Raw genomic sequence first — 16,641 nt, forward strand, 5'->3', positions numbered from 1 at the left:
CCGAGGGCTGCTGGACCGTCAGCTACGGCCCGATCATGCTCGGCACCATCGCCTATCAGAGCGATGAACTCCGAAAACCAAAGCGCAAGCGCTGTGGACTTGGGGACAACGCTGCGCGTTGCCCCCAAGGTCCACAGCCCCAGCAACAGCAGACCTGAACGAAACGAGAATTGTGTTACCCATGTCGTCGGTTTGAAGTGTTACCCATGTCGCCGGTTGCTCACGTGCATGCAATGCCCGTGCAGATACAAGGGGTTGTCTCCACGGGCGACCGTCCTCGTGGAGAGAACCCCTCACCCGAATGAGTCCAGTAGCAGAAGCGGAGCAGCCCTCTCCCACAAGGGGCGAGGGCACATCAACTGGCAGCGCGAACGCGTAAAGCTCCTGCGCAATCCAGCCTCGTAGGGTGGGCAAAGCGAAGCGTGCCCACCATTTCTTGCGGAGTGCGGATGGTGGGCACGCTTTGCTTTGCCCACCCTACACGATCTACAGAAACTCGCGTCCCTCGTGCGCGCGAAACAGCAGGCAGGCGTCGCCGTATGAATAGAACCGATAGCCCGCCGCGATCGCATGCGCATAGGCCTGCTTCATCGTCTCGAGCCCGGAGAAGGCCGACACCAGCATGAACAGGGTCGAGCGCGGCAGATGGAAATTGGTCAGCAGGATATCGACCGTGCGAAAGCGGTAGCCGGGCGTGATGAAGATCGCGGTGTCGCCGGTGAATGGCTGGATGGTGCCATCCTCCCTCGCAGCGCTTTCGAGCAGCCGCAGCGAGGTGGTGCCCACCGCGACGATACGCCCGCCTTTGGCGCGCGCCGCGTTCAGCGCGGCAGCGGTCTCTGCGGAAACGCTGCCCCACTCGGAATGCATCCTGTGCTCGGACGTGTCGTCCACCTTCACCGGCAGGAATGTCCCTGCCCCGACATGCAGAGTCAGTCTGACAATATCGACGCCGTGGCCACGCAGCGCAGCTTCGAGCGCCGGCGTGAAATGCAGGCCCGCGGTCGGGGCTGCGACCGCGCCCTCATTGGCCGCGAACATGGTCTGGTAGTCGGCGGCATCCTGATCGTCTGGCGTGCGCTTCGAGGCGATGTAAGGCGGCAGCGGCGGGGCACCGAGATCGGCAATGGCCTGGTCGAGCGCGGGCCCGTGGAAGGAGAATGACAGCGTCACCTCGCCTTCCTGCGCCTTGGCTTCGACCTGCGCATCGAGATGCCCGAGCAGGCAGACCCTGCCCTCATTGCCGAAGCGGACAGTGTCGCCTTCCGCCAGTTTCTTCGCCGGCTTCACCAGCGCCTGCCAGCGCGAACCATCGAGCCGCTTGATCAGCGTCGCCTCGATCTTCGGCTCGGTCTCGCGGCCGATGCGCCGGCCCTTCAACTGCGCCGCGATCACCTTGGTGTCGTTGACCACGAGCTGGTCGCCCGGCTCGAGCCATTGCGGCAGCTCGGCCACGGTGCGGTCGCGCAGCACGCCGTCCCCCTGCACCACCAGCATCCGCGCAGCGTCGCGCGGACTCGCGGGTCGCAGCGCGATCCGTTCAGGCGGGAGGTCGAAGTCGAAGAGGTCGGTGCGCATCGGGCCAAGCGACGTACATCAGACCCTCGTCCTGAGGAGCGCGGAACGCGCGTCTCGAAGGATGAGGCCCGGCTGTGGCAGCATAGGGGCCATGGTTCGAGACGGCGCGTTGCGCCTCCTCACCATGAGGGGAAACAATTACTCCGCGTCGGCAGCCATCCTTGCCTTGACGATCTTGTCCGGGTTCTGCACCGGCTCGCCGCGCTTGATCTTGTCGACGTTCTCCATGCCCTCGGTGACCTTGCCCCAGACCGTGTACTGGCCGTTGAGGAAGGAGGCGTCGTCGAAGCAGATGAAGAACTGGCTGTCGCCGGAATCCGGGTTCGCGGCGCGTGCCATCGAGGCGGTGCCACGGACATGCGGCTCCTTGTTGAACTCGGCCTTCAGCTTCTTTCCGGAACCGCCGGTGCCGGTGCCTTGCGGGCAGCCGGTCTGGGCCATGAAGCCCTCGATCACGCGGTGGAACACGATGCCGTCGTAGAAGCCCTCGCGCACCAGTTCCTTGATGCGGGCGACATGGTTCGGCGCGACGTCCGGCCGCATCTCGATGGTGACGGGCCCCTGGGTGGTTTCCAGGATCAGAGTATTTTCGGTGACAGCCATGCTCGCCTCTCTTTGGCTTCGGGTTGACGTTTGCGGGTTCGGAAAGGGATCGCCATCGGCCGGCCGGCAACCGCTCCGCCCAGTGCATCGGTAAATGGCAACGGCGTGCAGCGTTCCAAGGCCTGCATCACGGCGATGCGGTATTGCAACCGGTCATTCTCGCTGGCCTCTGCCGTCTCATAGGTGATCCTGGGACGGCCGAGGATTGCGCCCTGGCGGTTGAAGCTGACGATCACGGTGATGTCGATCGGGTTGGCCTGCGACAGCGGCGGCGGCTTGAAGCAACTGTGCAGCTTTATGAAAAGATCCTTGAGCGTATCAAGCTTTTCGGGCGCCGGCTGCGCCCGCGCCGTGCAGGCAAGCAGCATCAGCGGCGCTGCAAACCAGAGCAATGGTTTGCCGCGCAGCATCGCCTGAACTCACTTGATGTCGGATGCGACTTGCACCTTCACCATCTTGTCGGGATCGGTCACCGCACCGCTCGGGGAGCCTGCGGGGGCCTTCTTCAACTTGTCGACCACGTCCATGCCGGACACCACTTCGCCGATCACGGTGTATTGGTTGTTCAGGCTCGGGCCGTCCGCGAACATGATGAAGAACTGCGAGTTGGCGCTGTCGACGCTGTCGCCGCGCCGCGCCATGCCTACGATACCACGCTTGAAGGGGACGTTCGAGAATTCCTGCTTCAGGTTCGGGTATTTCGAGCCGCCGGTGCCGTTGAAGTTCTGGCCGTCGCCGGTCTGCGCCATGAAGCCATCGATCACGCGGTGAAACGGCACGTTGTTGTAATAGCCCTCGCGCGCGAGCTGCTTGATGCGCTCGGCATGCTGCGGTGCGATGTCCGTCCTAAGCTTGATGAGGATGCGGCCCTTGCTGGTGTCGATCACGATTGCATTGGCCTTGTCCAGATTGGCCGGCAAGGGCTGCGCGACCGCGGGAGCCACACAGAGGAGCGCGGCGAGAACGGCGAGGATTCGGATCATGAAAACTCCGGAACGGATATCTGAGAAGAGCGCGAGAGCTAGCTGGCGAATTTGGCCTTGAGTCGGACGGCAACGGCCTTGGGCACGAAGTTGGAGACATCGCCGCCCATGCCGGCGATCTGGCGCACCAGGGTGGCCGTGATCGGCCGGACCGTCGGCGAGGCCGGCAGGAACACGGTGTGCACGTCGGGCGCCATGGCTTCGTTCATGCCGGCCATCTGCATCTCGTAGTCAAGGTCGGTGCCGTCCCGCAGGCCCCGGATCAGAATCGTAGCACCGGCGCGTTGCGCCGCGGTGACGACAAGGTCATCGAACGTGATGCATTCGAACCCACAGCTGGCTTTGGCGGCGACGGGGCCGAATACCTCCTGCAGCATCACCAGGCGCTCCTCGACCGAAAACAGGGGCTTCTTCCCCGGATGGACGCCGATGGCGACGATCAGGCGGTCGCAGAGGACGACGGCGTGCTTGACCACGTCGAGATGGCCGTTGGTAACCGGGTCAAACGAGCCGGGATAAAGCGCGGTGCGAGGCATATCCCCCTCTAACCTGCCTAGGGCTGGCCGGCAAGCCAGCCGGGTTCCCAGGCGGCCCTGAACCCCAATGTTTCATCTATCTGGCGCCGACGAAACAAAATCCCGGGGCAACGAAATCATTTTCGCCCCCGGTGAAGACGGCAGGAAACGGGCGACCTCTATCACCCCCGCCAACGAAACGACGGGCCGCCAAGGCCCACTGACAGGGAACCGTCATGATCAAGGCACTTTCCGCCGTCGCCGTTGCCGCCTTCATTGCCGCCGCGCTCACCGTTCTTCCCGGCTTTGCGCCCCAGGTCGAAGCCAGCGTGCCCCGCCCTCTCGCCAAGGCCGACCGGCTGGATATCCGCCTCGCCGCCAAGGACTGCTCGCAGCAAACCTGGCCGAACTTCGACGCTTCCTGCCTCCGCAACGCCGGCTCCCAGAACGGTGTTCGCGAAGCCCGCCTCGTCACCGCCGATCGTACCCCGTAACCTCGGCTTTCCCCGCCCCCGCAGCAACACAGTGGTAATTTGCGACGTCTCGTCGCAGACTGCCGTCTTGGTCGCGCCCTTCGGACGATCCGGTGGGTGCGATGCAATCGGGGGTCTCGCCGATGTCAAGCACGCCCGCCATTGCCTCAGGCCATCCGCCGAGCCCGCTTCCTCTTGCAACAACCATCGGCGCACTTGGCGTCGTCTATGGCGATATCGGGACCAGTCCCCTTTACGCGCTCAAGGAGGCAGCCAGGGCGGCCGCCCATGGCGGCGCGATCACGCCGGACGCCGTCCTGGGCGTGGTATCGCTGATCCTGTGGGCGCTGATCCTGATCATTTCGATCAAATACGCGCTCCTGATCCTGCGTGCAGACAACCGCGGCGAAGGCGGGATCGTGGCGATATTGGCGCTGCTCCACGCGCGCAATGCGCCGCCGGGCACCTGGCGCGCGCAGCTTCTGGTCGTCGGCCTCATCGGCGCCGCCCTGCTCTATGGCGACGGCGCAATCACCCCGGCGATCTCGGTCTTGAGCGCGATCGAAGGATTGAAGGTGGACGCGCCATCGCTGGCGCCGGCGGTCGTGCCGATCACCATCGTGATTCTGGTCGGCCTGTTTGCGATGCAGAAGCAGGGCACCGGCTTCATCGGCCGGATCTTTGGACCGGTGATGCTCGGCTGGTTCCTTGTTCTCGCCGCGCTCGGCATCCACGGCATCGTTCAGGCGCCTGGAGTGCTCGCGGCGCTCAGCCCGTTCTATGCTTTCAATTTCCTGATCCACCAGAATTTCCACATCAGCTTCGCCATCCTCGGCGCAGCTTTTCTCGCGGTCACCGGCGGTGAGGCGATGTATGCCGACATGGGGCACTTTGGGCGGTTTCCGATCCGGCTCGCCTGGTTCGCCGTCTGTCTGCCCGCGCTGGTGCTCAACTATTTCGGGCAGGCCGCGCTGTTGATCACCGATCCGAGCGCGCTGGACCATCCATTCTTCCAGCTCTCGCCAGACTGGCTGCACTACCCGCTGGTCGCTTTCTCCACGATCGCCACCGTGATCGCCTCCCAGGCGATCATCTCGGGCGTGTTCTCGCTGACCCAGCAATCGATCCAGCTCGGCTTTCTGCCGCGGATGCACATCCTCCACACCACCAGCGACGCGATCGGCCAGATCTATGTGCCGCTGGTGAACTGGCTGCTCGCCGCCGCGACGCTTGGCGCGGTACTGGGCTTTGGCACTTCGGATGCCCTCGCCGGCGCCTATGGCATCGCGGTGTCCTTATTGATGGCGATCACCACGCTGCTGGCGGCGCTGGTTGCGATCCAGTGGGGCTACTCGCCGCTGATCGTGCTCGCCGTCAACGGTTTCTTCCTTGTTATCGACCTCATCTTCTTCGCGGCCAACTCGACCAAGCTGCACGAAGGCGGCTGGTTTCCGCTGCTGCTGGCAGGCTCGATCGCGTTCCTGATGCTCACCTGGCGCGCTGGCGTGAAGCTGGTCGAGCGTGCCCGCGCAAAACTGCGGCAACCAGAGGAAGATTTGATCGAGACCGCCATCAATAAGTGCCGTGCCCGCCTTCCGGGCACTGCCGTGTTCCTCGCCGCCGCGCCGACCGGCGTGCCGCTCGCGCTGACGCAATTCGTCAAGCACAACCACGTCCTGCACGAACGCGTGCTTTTGGTCACCGTGCAGATCGAGGAATCCCCGCGCATTTCCGAGGGCGACCGCGCCGAGATCATCGACATCATCCCGGGCATCACGCGCGTCATCCTGCACTACGGCTTCATGCAATACCCGACCATCTATGAGGGCCTGCAACTCGCCTGCCGGCAGGGCAAGCTGCCCGGTATCGATCTCTCCGACGTCACCTACTATATCGGCCGCGAGACCATCATCCCGCGCGAGGACGTTCCGGGCATGTGGGTCTGGCGGGAATCAATCTTCGCATTCCTGCAACGCAACGCCGAACGCACTGCGGCGTTCTTCGGCGTGCCGACCGGACAGGTGGTGGAATTCGGGACAGAAATCGAGATCTGACCGGCCGGTGATCTCGATGATCGGGGGCAGTCGGCGGCACTAAAGCGCGATGACTTATCTTCGAATCGTCATCCCGCTTTAGCTCTTTGTTTGAGCATGATCTTTTTCGGAAAACCGGTATCCACTTTTCCGGATCATGCTCTAGCCGCCGTTGCCGTTCTCGCCATTCTCGCTGTCGTCGCCGATATGCTCGACCGAGACGACATGCTCGTCGTCGGCGGTGTCGAACACGATGACGCCCTGAGTCGAGCGGCCGGCGATGCGGATGTCGCCGACGGGGCAGCGGATGAGCTGGCCCTTGTCGGTGACCAGCATGATCTGGTCGGCCTCCTCGACCGGGAACGAGGCTATCAGCTTGCCGTTGCGGCTGTTGACGCTCATGGCGACGATGCCTTTGCCGCCGCGGCCAGTGGTGCGGTACTCGTAGGACGAGGTCCGCTTGCCGTAGCCATTCTCGGACACCGTCAGCACCACCTGCTCCTGCGCCGACATGTCGACATAGCGCTCCTGTGAGAGCTGGATCGCGCCCGTGGCCTCCTCGGCCTCGGTCTCCGACGGCTCCTCGGCGACAGCTTCGCCCGCGACCGCGCGGCGCATCTTCAAGTAAGCCGAGCGCTCGTCCGAGGTCGTCTCGACATGGCGCAGGATCGCGAGCGAGATCAGCTTGTCGCCTTCGGCGAGCGAAATGCCGCGCACGCCCATCGAGGTGCGGCCGGTGAAGACGCGCACGTCGGTGACGGCGAAACGGATGCACTGGCCGCCGGCGGCGGTCAGCAACACGTCGTCACGCTCGGTGCAGATCTGCACGTCGACGATCGCCTCGCCCTCCTCCAGCTTCATGGCGATGATGCCGGAACGGCGGACGTCGACGAAGTCGGACAGCTTGTTGCGACGGACATTGCCGCCGGTGGTGGCGAACATCACGTCGAGATTGCTCCAGGAGGATTCGTCCTCCGGCAGCGGCATGATGGTGGTGATGCGCTCGCCCTGCTCCAACGGCAGGATGTTGATCAGCGCCTTGCCGCGCGCATTCGGCGCGGCCATCGGCAATCGCCAGACCTTCTCCTTGTAGACCTGGCCACGTGAGGAGAAGAACAGGACCGGCGTGTGGGTGGAGGCCACGAACACGCGGCTGACGAAATCCTCGTCGCGGGTCTGCATGCCGGCGCGGCCCTTGCCGCCGCGGCGCTGGGAGCGATAGGTCGACAGCGGCACGCGCTTGACATAGCCGGCGTGCGACACCGTCACCACCATGTCTTCGCGCTGGATCAGATCCTCGTCCTCGACCTCGCCTTCCTGCTCGGCGATAACAGTCCTGCGCGGCGTGGCGAACTGGGCCTTCACCTCCGCAAGCTCGGTCTTGACGATCGCCTGCACCCGGGCGCGCGAGCGCAGGATGTCGAGATAGTCGGATATCTCGGCCGCAAGCTTGGTGAGCTCCTCGCCGATCTCGTCGCGGCCGAGCGCGGTCAGGCGCTGCAGCCGGAGGTCGAGGATTTCCCTCGCCTGCTCCAGCGAAAGGCGGATGGTGCCATCCGGATTGATGCGGTGGCGCGGATCGTCGATCAGCGTGATCATGTCTTCGACGTCCCGCGCCGGCCAATCGCGCGACATCAGGGTTTCGCGCGCGGCCGCCGGATTCGGCGAAGAGCGAATGACGCGGATGACCTCGTCGATATTGGCAACCGCGATGGCCAGGCCCACCTGGAGGTGGGCGCGGTCGCGTGCCTTGCCGAGCAGGTATTTGGTGCGCCGGGTCACCACCTGTTCGCGGAAGGCGACAAAGATCGTGAGCAGATCCTTCAGGTTCATCTGCTGCGGACGGCCGGAATCGAGTGCCAGGATGTTGGCCGGGAAGTTGGTCTGCAGCGGCGTGAAGCGGTAGAGCTGATTCAGCACCACATCCGGCATCGCCTCGCGCTTCAGTTCGATCACGACGCGGAAACCTTCGCGATCGGATTCGTCGCGCAGGTCGGAAATCCCCTCGATCTTCTTCTCGCGGATCAGCTCGCCGATCCGCTCGACCATGTTCGCCTTGTTAACCTGGTACGGGATCTCCGTGATGATGATCGCCTCGCGATCCTTTCGCAGGGTATCGATCGCGACCTTGCCGCGCATCACGATCGAACCGCGGCCGAGATGATAGGATGCTCGGATACCCGCTCGACCGAGGATGATGCCGCCGGTGGGGAAATCCGGCCCCGGAATGATGTTGATGAGTTCGTCGATGGTGAGCGCCGGATTGTCGATCAGCGCCACACAGGCGTCGACGACCTCGCCGAGATTGTGCGGCGGGATGTTGGTGGCCATGCCGACGGCGATGCCGCCCGCGCCATTGACCAGCAGGTTCGGAAACCGCGTCGGCAAGACCGACGGCTCTTGCTCAGAGTTGTCGTAGTTGGCCTGGAAGTCGACCGTGTCCTTCTCGATGTCCGCCAGCACAGCCTCTGCCGCCCGCGTCAGGCGCGCTTCGGTGTATCGGTAGGCTGCCGGCGGATCACCGTCGACCGAGCCGAAATTGCCCTGGCCGTCGATCAGCGGCACGCGCATCGAAAAATCCTGCGCCATGCGCACCATGGCGTCGTAAATCGACTGGTCCCCGTGCGGGTGATACTTACCGATGACGTCGCCGACCACGCGCGCGGACTTGACGTACTTCTTGTCCGGCGTGTGCCCCTGGTCGTACATCGAATACAGGATGCGGCGGTGGACCGGCTTCAGCCCGTCGCGCGCATCGGGGAGCGCCCGCGCCACGATCACGCTCATGGCGTAGTCGAGGTAGGACTTCTTCATCTCGTCGAGGATGGAAACGGGACGAATGTCGGAGGGCCCCGACGGCTCGCCGGGCTTGTCGTCTTCAGGTTCTGACAAAGGGGGAATCCGGGTCGGTTCTACTGTAGAATCATATAGCGTATCAGGGGCTCGATCACCACCCCGGAACGGTCTAGGCGACCGGTTTTTCCCTTCGTTTTTTCATAGACTTACGGGCTTGACGGGCGCGCCGCGGGAACGCCCTGGCGGGGTGCGGCAAGGGCGCCGTCCCAGGTAAGGAGACTGCCGGCGGGCCGTCGGCGGCGCCTGCATCACTCCGCCCTGTCGGTTAGATCGATTTCCTCACAGTTCACATCAACCGGAACCACGAGGAACCCGGCCACGACACATCGAGCAACATCAATTGCTTGAGGCTTATATCCTGCAATCATTGAAGAGGATAAGTTCGACGCAAGCCGTATCGCGCGAGGGAGATTTTTCATCCTCACGCGATCTTTCCGGCAACGTACCACGCGATCAGAACGGGATATCGTCGTCCATGTCGTTGTTGCGGGCGCCGGCCGGCACGGCGCGGCGTGGCGCGGAACTCGAGGGGCCGCTGACGCCGAAATCGCCGCCACCGCCGCCCATGTCGTCGGAGAAGCTGCCGCCACCGCCCTTGCCGTCCAGCATCGTGAGGTTGGAGTTGAAGCCCTGCAGCACCACTTCGGTCGAATATTTCTCGACCCCGCTCTGATCGGTCCATTTCCGGGTCTGGAGCTGGCCCTCGACATACACCTTGGCGCCCTTCTTCAGATATTGCTCGGCGACCTTGGCGAGGCCTTCATTGAAGATGACGACACGGTGCCACTCGGTCTTTTCCTTGCGCTCGCCGGTGGCCCGGTCGCGCCAGGCCTCGGAGGTCGCGACGCTCAGATTGGCGATCGGACGACCGTCCTGGGTCCGCCGGATTTCCGGGTCCTTGCCGAGATTGCCCACCAGAATGACCTTATTTACGCTTCCCGCCATCGCCGCTCTCCACTCGATCACTGGGCCGGCCGGTTGCACGGCGGCCACATTCAGTCTTCGCTAACCACATCTTACATTGCTGACGGACCCTATACGCTCGCCGACACCGTCGGGCGCAGCCATTCCCCATCCATCCCGCATTTATCCACATATAGCACCAGCCGCGCCACTGTTCCAGTTTTGTTCCTTACAACTTGCCGTAAACATGGTGACATTGTGGCCCAATTTTGGTGCGGCGGGAATGGAACCCGAGACCGACCCTCGGGTTCCAGAAAACATCAAACAAATCATTAACTTATGTTATCCGCACTTCGCCCCTAACTGTTGCGTTTGGGCGACGGTATTTCCGGTTGAATCGGGGTATGCTTAAAACGACGGCGCGGCGCTCGCGTCTTTAATACCGTAACGCTTCGGGACCCAATTGAAGCGAACAAAGGCTGGAGAGCTACGATGAAGAAGTTTTTGCTTGGAACGGTTGCCTTGGTTGCGCTGGCTGCGCCGGCCTCGGCTGCCGATCTTGCCGCACGTCCCTATGTGAAGGCCCCGCCGGCGCCGGTCGCAGTCGTCTACGACTGGACCGGGTTCTATATCGGCGGCAACGGCGGCTGGGGAACGAGCCGCAACCGCTGGGACGTCCTTGGTTTCAGTGACGGCTCCCATAACGCCGACGGCGGCACTGCTGGTGGTCAGATCGGCTATCGCTGGCAGATGGGCACCTGGGTGTTCGGCGTCGAAGGCCAGGGCAACTGGGCCGACTTCAAGGGCAGCAACATCAGCCTGCTGACGGGCATCGACACCAACGAGACGAGGGTCGACGCCTTCGGCCTGATCACCGGCCAGATCGGCTATGCCGCCAACAATGTGCTGTTCTATGTCAAGGGCGGCGCGGCCGTGGTCGCCGATCGCTACCGCGTGCGTGACGCCTTCACCGGTTTCCCGATCACCAACGACATCAACGACACCCGCTGGGGAGCCTCGGTTGGCGCTGGCATCGAATACGGCTTCGCGCCGAACTGGTCGGTCGGCGCCGAGTACAATCACATCTTCCTGGGCAATCGCTCCTACGATTTCATCAACAATGGCTTCGCCGGCCCGGCCGGCAGCCTCTTCGCCACCGAGAATATCAAGCAGGACATCGACCTCGTCACCGTCCGCGTGAACTACAAGTTCGGCTTCGGCGGCGCTCCGCTCATCGGGCGGTACTGATCGCGCGATCGGATATCAATCTTAAGAAAAGGCCGGCCTTGCGCCGGCCTTTTTGTTTGCGTGTCGTTAGTTCCGAGCCGCTCATCTGCGAAGCTCCGCTTGCGCGAGCATCCTCTTGCTGCCAGCTACTGCCAAATCTGCACGCAAGAAATGCGACCTGAAAACAAATCGTTGATGATTCGTCCTGAGTACTGGAAATCATCACTCGTTCTTCCTATGTTCCGGCATCACCCCATCGGCGCCGTGGTACGGATTTCCGCCGACGCGCGCCCATAACGTGGCGCGCTTACAAGCGCCTGGAAATGCCGATATGGATGAAGTGCTCAGGGCGAAGCGCCAACCGACCGCCGGCTCCTCAACGCGTGCCATCACGATCCGCGGCGCGCGGGAGAACAACCTCAAGAACATCGACGTCGAGATTCCGCGCGACAGGCTGGTCGTGTTCACCGGCCTGTCCGGCTCCGGCAAGTCCTCGCTCGCCTTCGACACCATCTATGCCGAAGGCCAGCGCCGCTATGTCGAATCGCTCTCGGCCTATGCCCGCCAGTTCCTGGAGATGATGCAGAAGCCGGACGTCGACCAGATCGACGGCCTCTCGCCCGCCATCTCCATCGAGCAGAAGACCACCTCGAAGAATCCGCGCTCCACCGTCGGCACTGTCACCGAGATCTACGACTACATGCGCCTGCTCTGGGCCCGCGTCGGCGTGCCCTATTCGCCGGCCACGGGGCTGCCGATCGAGAGCCAGACCGTCTCGCAGATGGTCGACCGCGTGCTGGCGCTGCCCGAAGGCACCCGCCTCTATCTGCTGGCGCCGGTCGTGCGCGGCCGCAAGGGCGAATACAGGAAGGAGCTCGCCGAATATCTCAAGAAGGGTTTCCAGCGCGTCAAGATCGACGGCACCTTCCATGAGCTCGCCGAAGCGCCGACCCTCGACAAGAAGTTTCCGCACGACATCGATGTCGTCGTCGACCGCATCGTGGTGCGCCCCGACATCGGCCAGCGGCTCGCGGAGAGTTTCGAGACCGCGCTCAAGCTCGCCGAAGGCCTCGCCGTGATCGAATTCGCCGATGCCCCGGCGGCGGCACCGGTGGAGGAAAAGAAGAAGACCGCAAAGATCCACGACAAGAGCGGACCCGAGCGCATCCTGTTCTCGGAAAAGTTCGCCTGCCCGGTCTCCGGCTTCACCATCCCCGAGATCGAGCCGCGGCTGTTCTCGTTCAACAATCCTTATGGCGCCTGCCCCGCCTGCGGCGGCCTCGGCGTCGAGCAGCATGTCGACGAGGACCTCGTCATTCCCGACAAGGATCTGTCCTTGCGCAAGGGCGCGATCGCACCGTGGGCCAAGTCCTCCTCGCCCTATTACCTGCAGACGCTGACCGCGCTCGGCAAGCACTACAAGTTCACGCTCGACACCAAGTGGAAGGACCTGGCGAAAAAGACGCAAAACGCGATCCTGCACGGCTCCGGCGACGACGAGATCAAGTTCTCCTATGAGGACGGCGTCCGCTCCTATGACACCAAGAAGCCGTTCGAAGGCGTGATCACCAATATCAACCGCCGCTACCGCGAGACCGAGAGCGAATGGGCGCGCGAAGAGCTGGCGAAGTACTTCACCGATATCCCCTGCGCCGCCTGCAACGGCCATCGCCTCAAGCCGGAAGCGCTGTGCGTCAAGATCGGGGGCAAGCATATCGGCGAGATCTCCGAGCTCTCGGTGAAGCGCGCCGGCGAGTGGTTCGAGAGCGTGCCGGAAGCACTGAACACGCAGCAGAACGAGATCGCCGCCCGCGTCCTGAAGGAGATCCGCGAGCGGTTGACCTTCCTGCTCGACGTCGGCCTCAACTATCTCACGCTGTCCCGCTCCTCCGGGACATTGTCCGGCGGTGAAAGCCAGCGCATCCGCCTGGCTTCCCAGATCGGCTCGGGTCTCACAGGCGTGCTCTATGTGCTGGACGAGCCCTCGATCGGCCTGCATCAGCGCGACAACGCACGCCTCCTGGATACGCTGAAGCGGCTGCGCGACCTCGGCAACACCGTGGTCGTGGTCGAGCATGACGAGGACGCGATCCGGCTGGCCGATTACGTGCTCGACATCGGCCCCGGCGCCGGCATGCATGGCGGCCATATCGTCGCCCAGGGCACGCCATCAGACATCATGCGCAATCCGAAATCGCTGACCGGCAAATATCTCACCGGCGAGCTTTCGGTGCCGATCCCCGACCGGCGGCCGCCGAACCATCGCCGCACCATCAAGGTCGTCAACGCGCGCGGCAATAACCTGAAGAACGTCACGGCGGAGATTCCGCTGGGGCTGTTCACCTGCATCACCGGCGTCTCCGGCGGCGGCAAGTCGACGCTCCTGATCGACACGCTCTACAAGGCGATCGCCCGCAAGCTCAACAATGCGAGCGAAGCCGCCGCGCCCCACGACCGCATCGAGGGCCTTGAGCATATCGACAAGATCATCGACATCGACCAGTCGCCGATCGGCCGCACCCCGCGCTCCAACCCCGCGACCTACACCGGCGCCTTCACGCCGATCCGCGAATGGTTCGCCGGCCTGCCCGAGGCCAAGGCGCGCGGCTACGAGCCCGGCCGCTTCTCGTTCAACGTCAAGGGCGGCCGTTGCGAGGCCTGCCAGGGCGACGGCGTCATCAAGATCGAGATGCACTTCCTGCCCGACGTCTACGTCACCTGCGACGTCTGCAAGGGCAAGCGCTACAACCGCGAGACGCTGGAGGTGCTGTTCAAGGGCAAGTCGATCGCCGACGTGCTCGACATGACCGTGGAAGAAGCCGCCGAATTCTTCAAGGCGGTGCCGCGCGTGCGCGAAACCTTCCAGACCCTGCACCGCGTCGGCCTCGACTACATCCACGTCGGCCAGCAGGCGACCACGCTGTCCGGCGGTGAAGCCCAGCGCGTCAAGCTGGCAAAGGAGCTGTCAAAGCGCGCCACCGGCCGCACGCTCTACATCCTGGACGAGCCCACCACCGGCCTGCACTTCCACGACGTCGCAAAACTCCTGGAGGTGCTGCACGAGCTGGTCGCCCAGGGCAACACGGTCGTCGTCATCGAGCACAACCTCGAAGTCATCAAGACCGCAGACTGGGTGATCGACCTCGGCCCCGAAGGCGGCGACGGCGGCGGCGAAATCGTCGCCTGGGGCCCGCCGGAGGATATTGCGAAAGCGCCCCGGAGCTACACGGGCCAGTTCTTGGCGCCGGTGCTGAAGAAGGCGAACAGCAAGCCGAGGAAGAGCAGCGCGAGCGAGGCGGCGGAGTGAGGTTGGAGCTCACTTGCTCAGTTCATCTTACGTTGCCGAAGACAAAATTGGATTCCAGGGCGGTATTGATGACTAGGACCATCGTACTGGGAAATGAGTATGATGATAATCTTCGAAGCATTCTCGCACACGTGATGCGCAATTTGGGTGCAAGACCGCTCGGTGCTGATTGGTCGGTCGTTGGCTCTCAAGAAGTGACCACCGCAAGATTGGAACTGCGGGGAAAGATAGTCGACGTGGAATCTGAGACCTACGTTGGGCTGTCAATAACTGGCGATGAAAATGACATGGATGAGATCGCGACTCTAGTCTCAGTGCGCAGGACAGAATAGCGACGCATGTTCCCCGGCTCCTCCATATGGCGCCGCTCTCCTGAACCATACTTTGCCGCGTTTTTCAGTTCATCCCTTTACGGCAGCGCTGTCGGGCGGATTAGCGAATCGTAATTCACCCTCTCGCTGCCGACGCACCACATCCACGTGGCGAGCAGGCGCGCTGTCGGACGGCGAAGTAAACCGTCAAGCGGCGGAGTGAGCGGTTTTCCGGTGGATCAGTCTGCCGCAGCAAAATGGGCCATCTGGTCTGCGTGTGCCTTCACGAAGGACGGGCGGGCCGTGGCGCGCGCGACATAGTCACGACAGGCTGAAAATCCCGCCAGCCCGTCGAAACGATCGACAAGGCGCAGCACATCCGCCATGAGTATGTCGGCGACGGAGAAGGACCCCGCCAGCCATTCGCGTCCTGCCAACACCGGCTCCATGTGTTGGAGCCGGGCCTTGAGGAATTCGTCCAAACGCTTCCATCCCGGCGTATCACCGGTGTCGCCCGAGAACGCGAATATGGACCAGGGCAGGCTCGCCATCTCGACTGAATTGAGCGCTGCGAACGCCCATTTCACAGCCTCGCTGCGACCGCGCGGATCAGCAGGCATCAGCGCATCGCTACGCTCGCCGAGATGGAGCAGGATCGCACCGCTCTCGAAGATCGAGATGTCTCCATCGGTCAGCCACGGAACCTGGCCGAAGGGCTGGTGCGCGAAATGTTCGGCATTCCGAGGGCGAAATGGCACGCTCTGGACGCGATAGGGCAAGGCGGCCTCTTCCAGTGCCCAACGCACACGTATGTCACGCACATAACCCCGCGGCGTCTCGGGAACCCAATCGAAGGTGGTCAGAATCAGGTCGACCATTCGGCATCTCCATGTCCTGGTTCACAACAAAGGACGGTCGAACGGCTCGCGCGCCGACATCGCTGAGAACTTTTTTCGTCACCGCGGAAAGAGGGCTTGAGTTGCCGACACTAATCGTCTTGCGAGGTCCGGTTTACGCGGCAGAGGCAAATCGGTCGCGACCTTGATCTAGCGCAATGCCACGATGATTTGAGCGTCTACCTTTCTATGATGGTTCACCCCTGTGGATCACCGCAATGATCATCGAGCTGCTAAGCCAAGAGCACCGCAATATTGAACGGCTGCTTGCCGTCCTCGAGCACGAGCTGGATATTTTCGATCGCTCGGGCCGACCGGACTACGAGGTCATCCGCGCCATCATCGCCTATTTCGAGGTCTATACTGAGATGTACCACCATGCTCAGGAAGACCGTGTCTTCGCCAAGCTGAAAATTCGCGATCCCGCCGCTGCGGAGAAAATCGGCGATCTCACGCATGAGCACCGGGAAGGCGCCACGCGTTTGCACCGCGTCGCCAAAGCCGTCGACGGCGTGCTTGCCGATCGCGAGTTCCTTCGTGAGGACGTGGACAGGATCGTTCGCGATTTCCTGCAAAATGAGCGGCGTCACATCACGATGGAGGATCGTGATTTCTTCCCCGCCGCGCAGAAGGCACTGCAGCCGGACGATTGGACCGAAATCGCCTCAGCCCTCTCCCCACAGAAGGATCCGCTGTTCAGCGACGCCACCGAAGCCAGGTTCGATGCACTGCGAGCCCACATCCTGCAGCTCGAGCAAGAGGCCGAAGCCGAGCGGCATTAGTCAAGTTGCGCTCTGAGGGGCATGCGGCGAGAGCTCAACGCTGACCGCAGCGAGCTATGGCCGAAATTGGGTGATGGGGCTGATCAGGCGGCGCGGTTAGCTGGCGTCGTCGATTCTGCGACGCCGTCGGTAAATTTGACGCCGGCAATGACCCTTGGCAACTGATTTTCGCCC

13 protein-coding genes are annotated in these 16,641 nt (G+C 63.0%); 5 read left to right on the forward strand and 8 right to left on the reverse strand.

Annotation, left to right across the window (positions count from 1 at the left end):
* Nucleotides 1–486: 486 nt before the first annotated feature.
* The 5 genes from queA to coaD form a co-directional block, all read right to left on the reverse strand.
* A complete protein-coding gene (gene queA, locus ACZYOF_RS35810; protein ID WP_463718698.1) occupies nt 487–1,578 on the reverse strand; it encodes a tRNA preQ1(34) S-adenosylmethionine ribosyltransferase-isomerase QueA in 1,092 nt (363 codons plus the stop codon).
* Nucleotides 1,579–1,716: 138 nt separating this feature from the next.
* Nucleotides 1,717–2,181 (reverse strand): peptidylprolyl isomerase, encoded by a 465-nt coding sequence (locus ACZYOF_RS35815; RefSeq protein WP_282527119.1) that lies wholly within the window; start codon nt 2,179–2,181, stop codon nt 1,717–1,719.
* Entirely contained in the window at nt 2,157–2,591 is a 435-nt protein-coding gene (locus ACZYOF_RS35820) for a hypothetical protein (RefSeq protein ID WP_463718699.1), read from the reverse strand. The genes ACZYOF_RS35815 and ACZYOF_RS35820 overlap by 25 nt, the downstream gene beginning before the upstream one ends.
* Nucleotides 2,592–2,600: 9 nt before the next feature.
* Complete coding sequence (locus tag ACZYOF_RS35825; RefSeq protein WP_130580991.1) at nt 2,601–3,164, reverse strand: peptidylprolyl isomerase; 564 nt, start codon at nt 3,162–3,164, stop codon at nt 2,601–2,603.
* A 38-nt stretch (nt 3,165–3,202) separates the two neighbouring features.
* A complete protein-coding gene (gene coaD / locus ACZYOF_RS35830; RefSeq protein WP_463718700.1) occupies nt 3,203–3,700 on the reverse strand; it encodes a pantetheine-phosphate adenylyltransferase in 498 nt (165 codons plus the stop codon).
* A 215-nt stretch (nt 3,701–3,915) separates the two neighbouring features.
* Between coaD and ACZYOF_RS35835 the strand changes: the two genes are divergently transcribed.
* Nucleotides 3,916–4,173, forward strand: a complete 258-nt coding sequence (locus ACZYOF_RS35835) for a hypothetical protein (RefSeq protein WP_463718701.1) — start codon at nt 3,916–3,918, stop codon at nt 4,171–4,173.
* 122 nt (nt 4,174–4,295) lie between these two features.
* A complete protein-coding gene (locus ACZYOF_RS35840; RefSeq protein WP_463718702.1) occupies nt 4,296–6,206 on the forward strand; it encodes a potassium transporter Kup in 1,911 nt (636 codons plus the stop codon).
* A 141-nt stretch (nt 6,207–6,347) separates the two neighbouring features.
* Here the strand turns inward: ACZYOF_RS35840 and gyrA are convergent, their stop codons facing one another.
* Together gyrA and ACZYOF_RS35850 are read right to left on the reverse strand one after the other, a co-directional pair.
* Nucleotides 6,348–9,077, reverse strand: a complete 2,730-nt coding sequence (gene gyrA / locus ACZYOF_RS35845) for a DNA gyrase subunit A (RefSeq protein WP_463718703.1) — start codon at nt 9,075–9,077, stop codon at nt 6,348–6,350.
* 417 nt (nt 9,078–9,494) lie between these two features.
* A complete protein-coding gene (locus ACZYOF_RS35850) occupies nt 9,495–9,986 on the reverse strand; it encodes a single-stranded DNA-binding protein (protein WP_463718704.1) in 492 nt (163 codons plus the stop codon).
* A 450-nt stretch (nt 9,987–10,436) separates the two neighbouring features.
* Here ACZYOF_RS35850 and ACZYOF_RS35855 point away from each other — a divergent pair, with 450 nt between their 5' ends.
* The gene (locus tag ACZYOF_RS35855; RefSeq protein WP_130580985.1) at nt 10,437–11,192 is read left to right on the forward strand and encodes an outer membrane protein; all 756 of its coding nucleotides are present in this window, start codon (nt 10,437–10,439) and stop codon (nt 11,190–11,192) included.
* A 310-nt stretch (nt 11,193–11,502) separates the two neighbouring features.
* Nucleotides 11,503–14,478, forward strand: coding sequence for an excinuclease ABC subunit UvrA (gene uvrA, locus ACZYOF_RS35860; RefSeq protein WP_463718705.1), 2,976 nt, complete (start codon nt 11,503–11,505; stop codon nt 14,476–14,478).
* A 550-nt stretch (nt 14,479–15,028) separates the two neighbouring features.
* Here the strand turns inward: uvrA and ACZYOF_RS35865 are convergent.
* Nucleotides 15,029–15,667, reverse strand: coding sequence for a glutathione S-transferase family protein (locus tag ACZYOF_RS35865; RefSeq protein ID WP_130580983.1), 639 nt, complete (start codon nt 15,665–15,667; stop codon nt 15,029–15,031).
* Nucleotides 15,668–15,903: 236 nt separating this feature from the next.
* On the opposite strand from ACZYOF_RS35865, the gene ACZYOF_RS35870 reads away from it, so the two are divergent.
* On the forward strand, nt 15,904–16,467 hold the full coding sequence (locus ACZYOF_RS35870) for a hemerythrin domain-containing protein (RefSeq protein WP_463700325.1): 564 nt from the start codon (nt 15,904–15,906) through the stop codon (nt 16,465–16,467).
* Nucleotides 16,468–16,641: the final 174 nt, after the last annotated feature.

This window comes from Bradyrhizobium sp. LeoA1Lang (assembly GCF_055413685.1).

What these genes read in the sequence shown, in the direction of transcription:
- queA (WP_463718698.1), bottom strand. Translation starts at nt 1,578, where the DNA reads ATGCGCACCGACCTCTTCGACTTCGACCTCCCGCCTGAACGGATCGCG.
- ACZYOF_RS35815 (WP_282527119.1), bottom strand. Translation starts at nt 2,181, where the DNA reads ATGGCTGTCACCGAAAATACTCTGATCCTGGAAACCACCCAGGGGCCC.
- ACZYOF_RS35820 (WP_463718699.1), bottom strand. Translation starts at nt 2,591, where the DNA reads ATGCTGCGCGGCAAACCATTGCTCTGGTTTGCAGCGCCGCTGATGCTG.
- ACZYOF_RS35825 (WP_130580991.1), bottom strand. Translation starts at nt 3,164, where the DNA reads ATGATCCGAATCCTCGCCGTTCTCGCCGCGCTCCTCTGTGTGGCTCCC.
- coaD (WP_463718700.1), bottom strand. Translation starts at nt 3,700, where the DNA reads ATGCCTCGCACCGCGCTTTATCCCGGCTCGTTTGACCCGGTTACCAAC.
- ACZYOF_RS35835 (WP_463718701.1), top strand. Translation starts at nt 3,916, where the DNA reads ATGATCAAGGCACTTTCCGCCGTCGCCGTTGCCGCCTTCATTGCCGCC.
- ACZYOF_RS35840 (WP_463718702.1), top strand. Translation starts at nt 4,296, where the DNA reads ATGTCAAGCACGCCCGCCATTGCCTCAGGCCATCCGCCGAGCCCGCTT.
- ACZYOF_RS35850 (WP_463718704.1), bottom strand. Translation starts at nt 9,986, where the DNA reads ATGGCGGGAAGCGTAAATAAGGTCATTCTGGTGGGCAATCTCGGCAAG.
- ACZYOF_RS35855 (WP_130580985.1), top strand. Translation starts at nt 10,437, where the DNA reads ATGAAGAAGTTTTTGCTTGGAACGGTTGCCTTGGTTGCGCTGGCTGCG.
- uvrA (WP_463718705.1), top strand. Translation starts at nt 11,503, where the DNA reads ATGGATGAAGTGCTCAGGGCGAAGCGCCAACCGACCGCCGGCTCCTCA.
- ACZYOF_RS35865 (WP_130580983.1), bottom strand. Translation starts at nt 15,667, where the DNA reads ATGGTCGACCTGATTCTGACCACCTTCGATTGGGTTCCCGAGACGCCG.
- ACZYOF_RS35870 (WP_463700325.1), top strand. Translation starts at nt 15,904, where the DNA reads ATGATCATCGAGCTGCTAAGCCAAGAGCACCGCAATATTGAACGGCTG.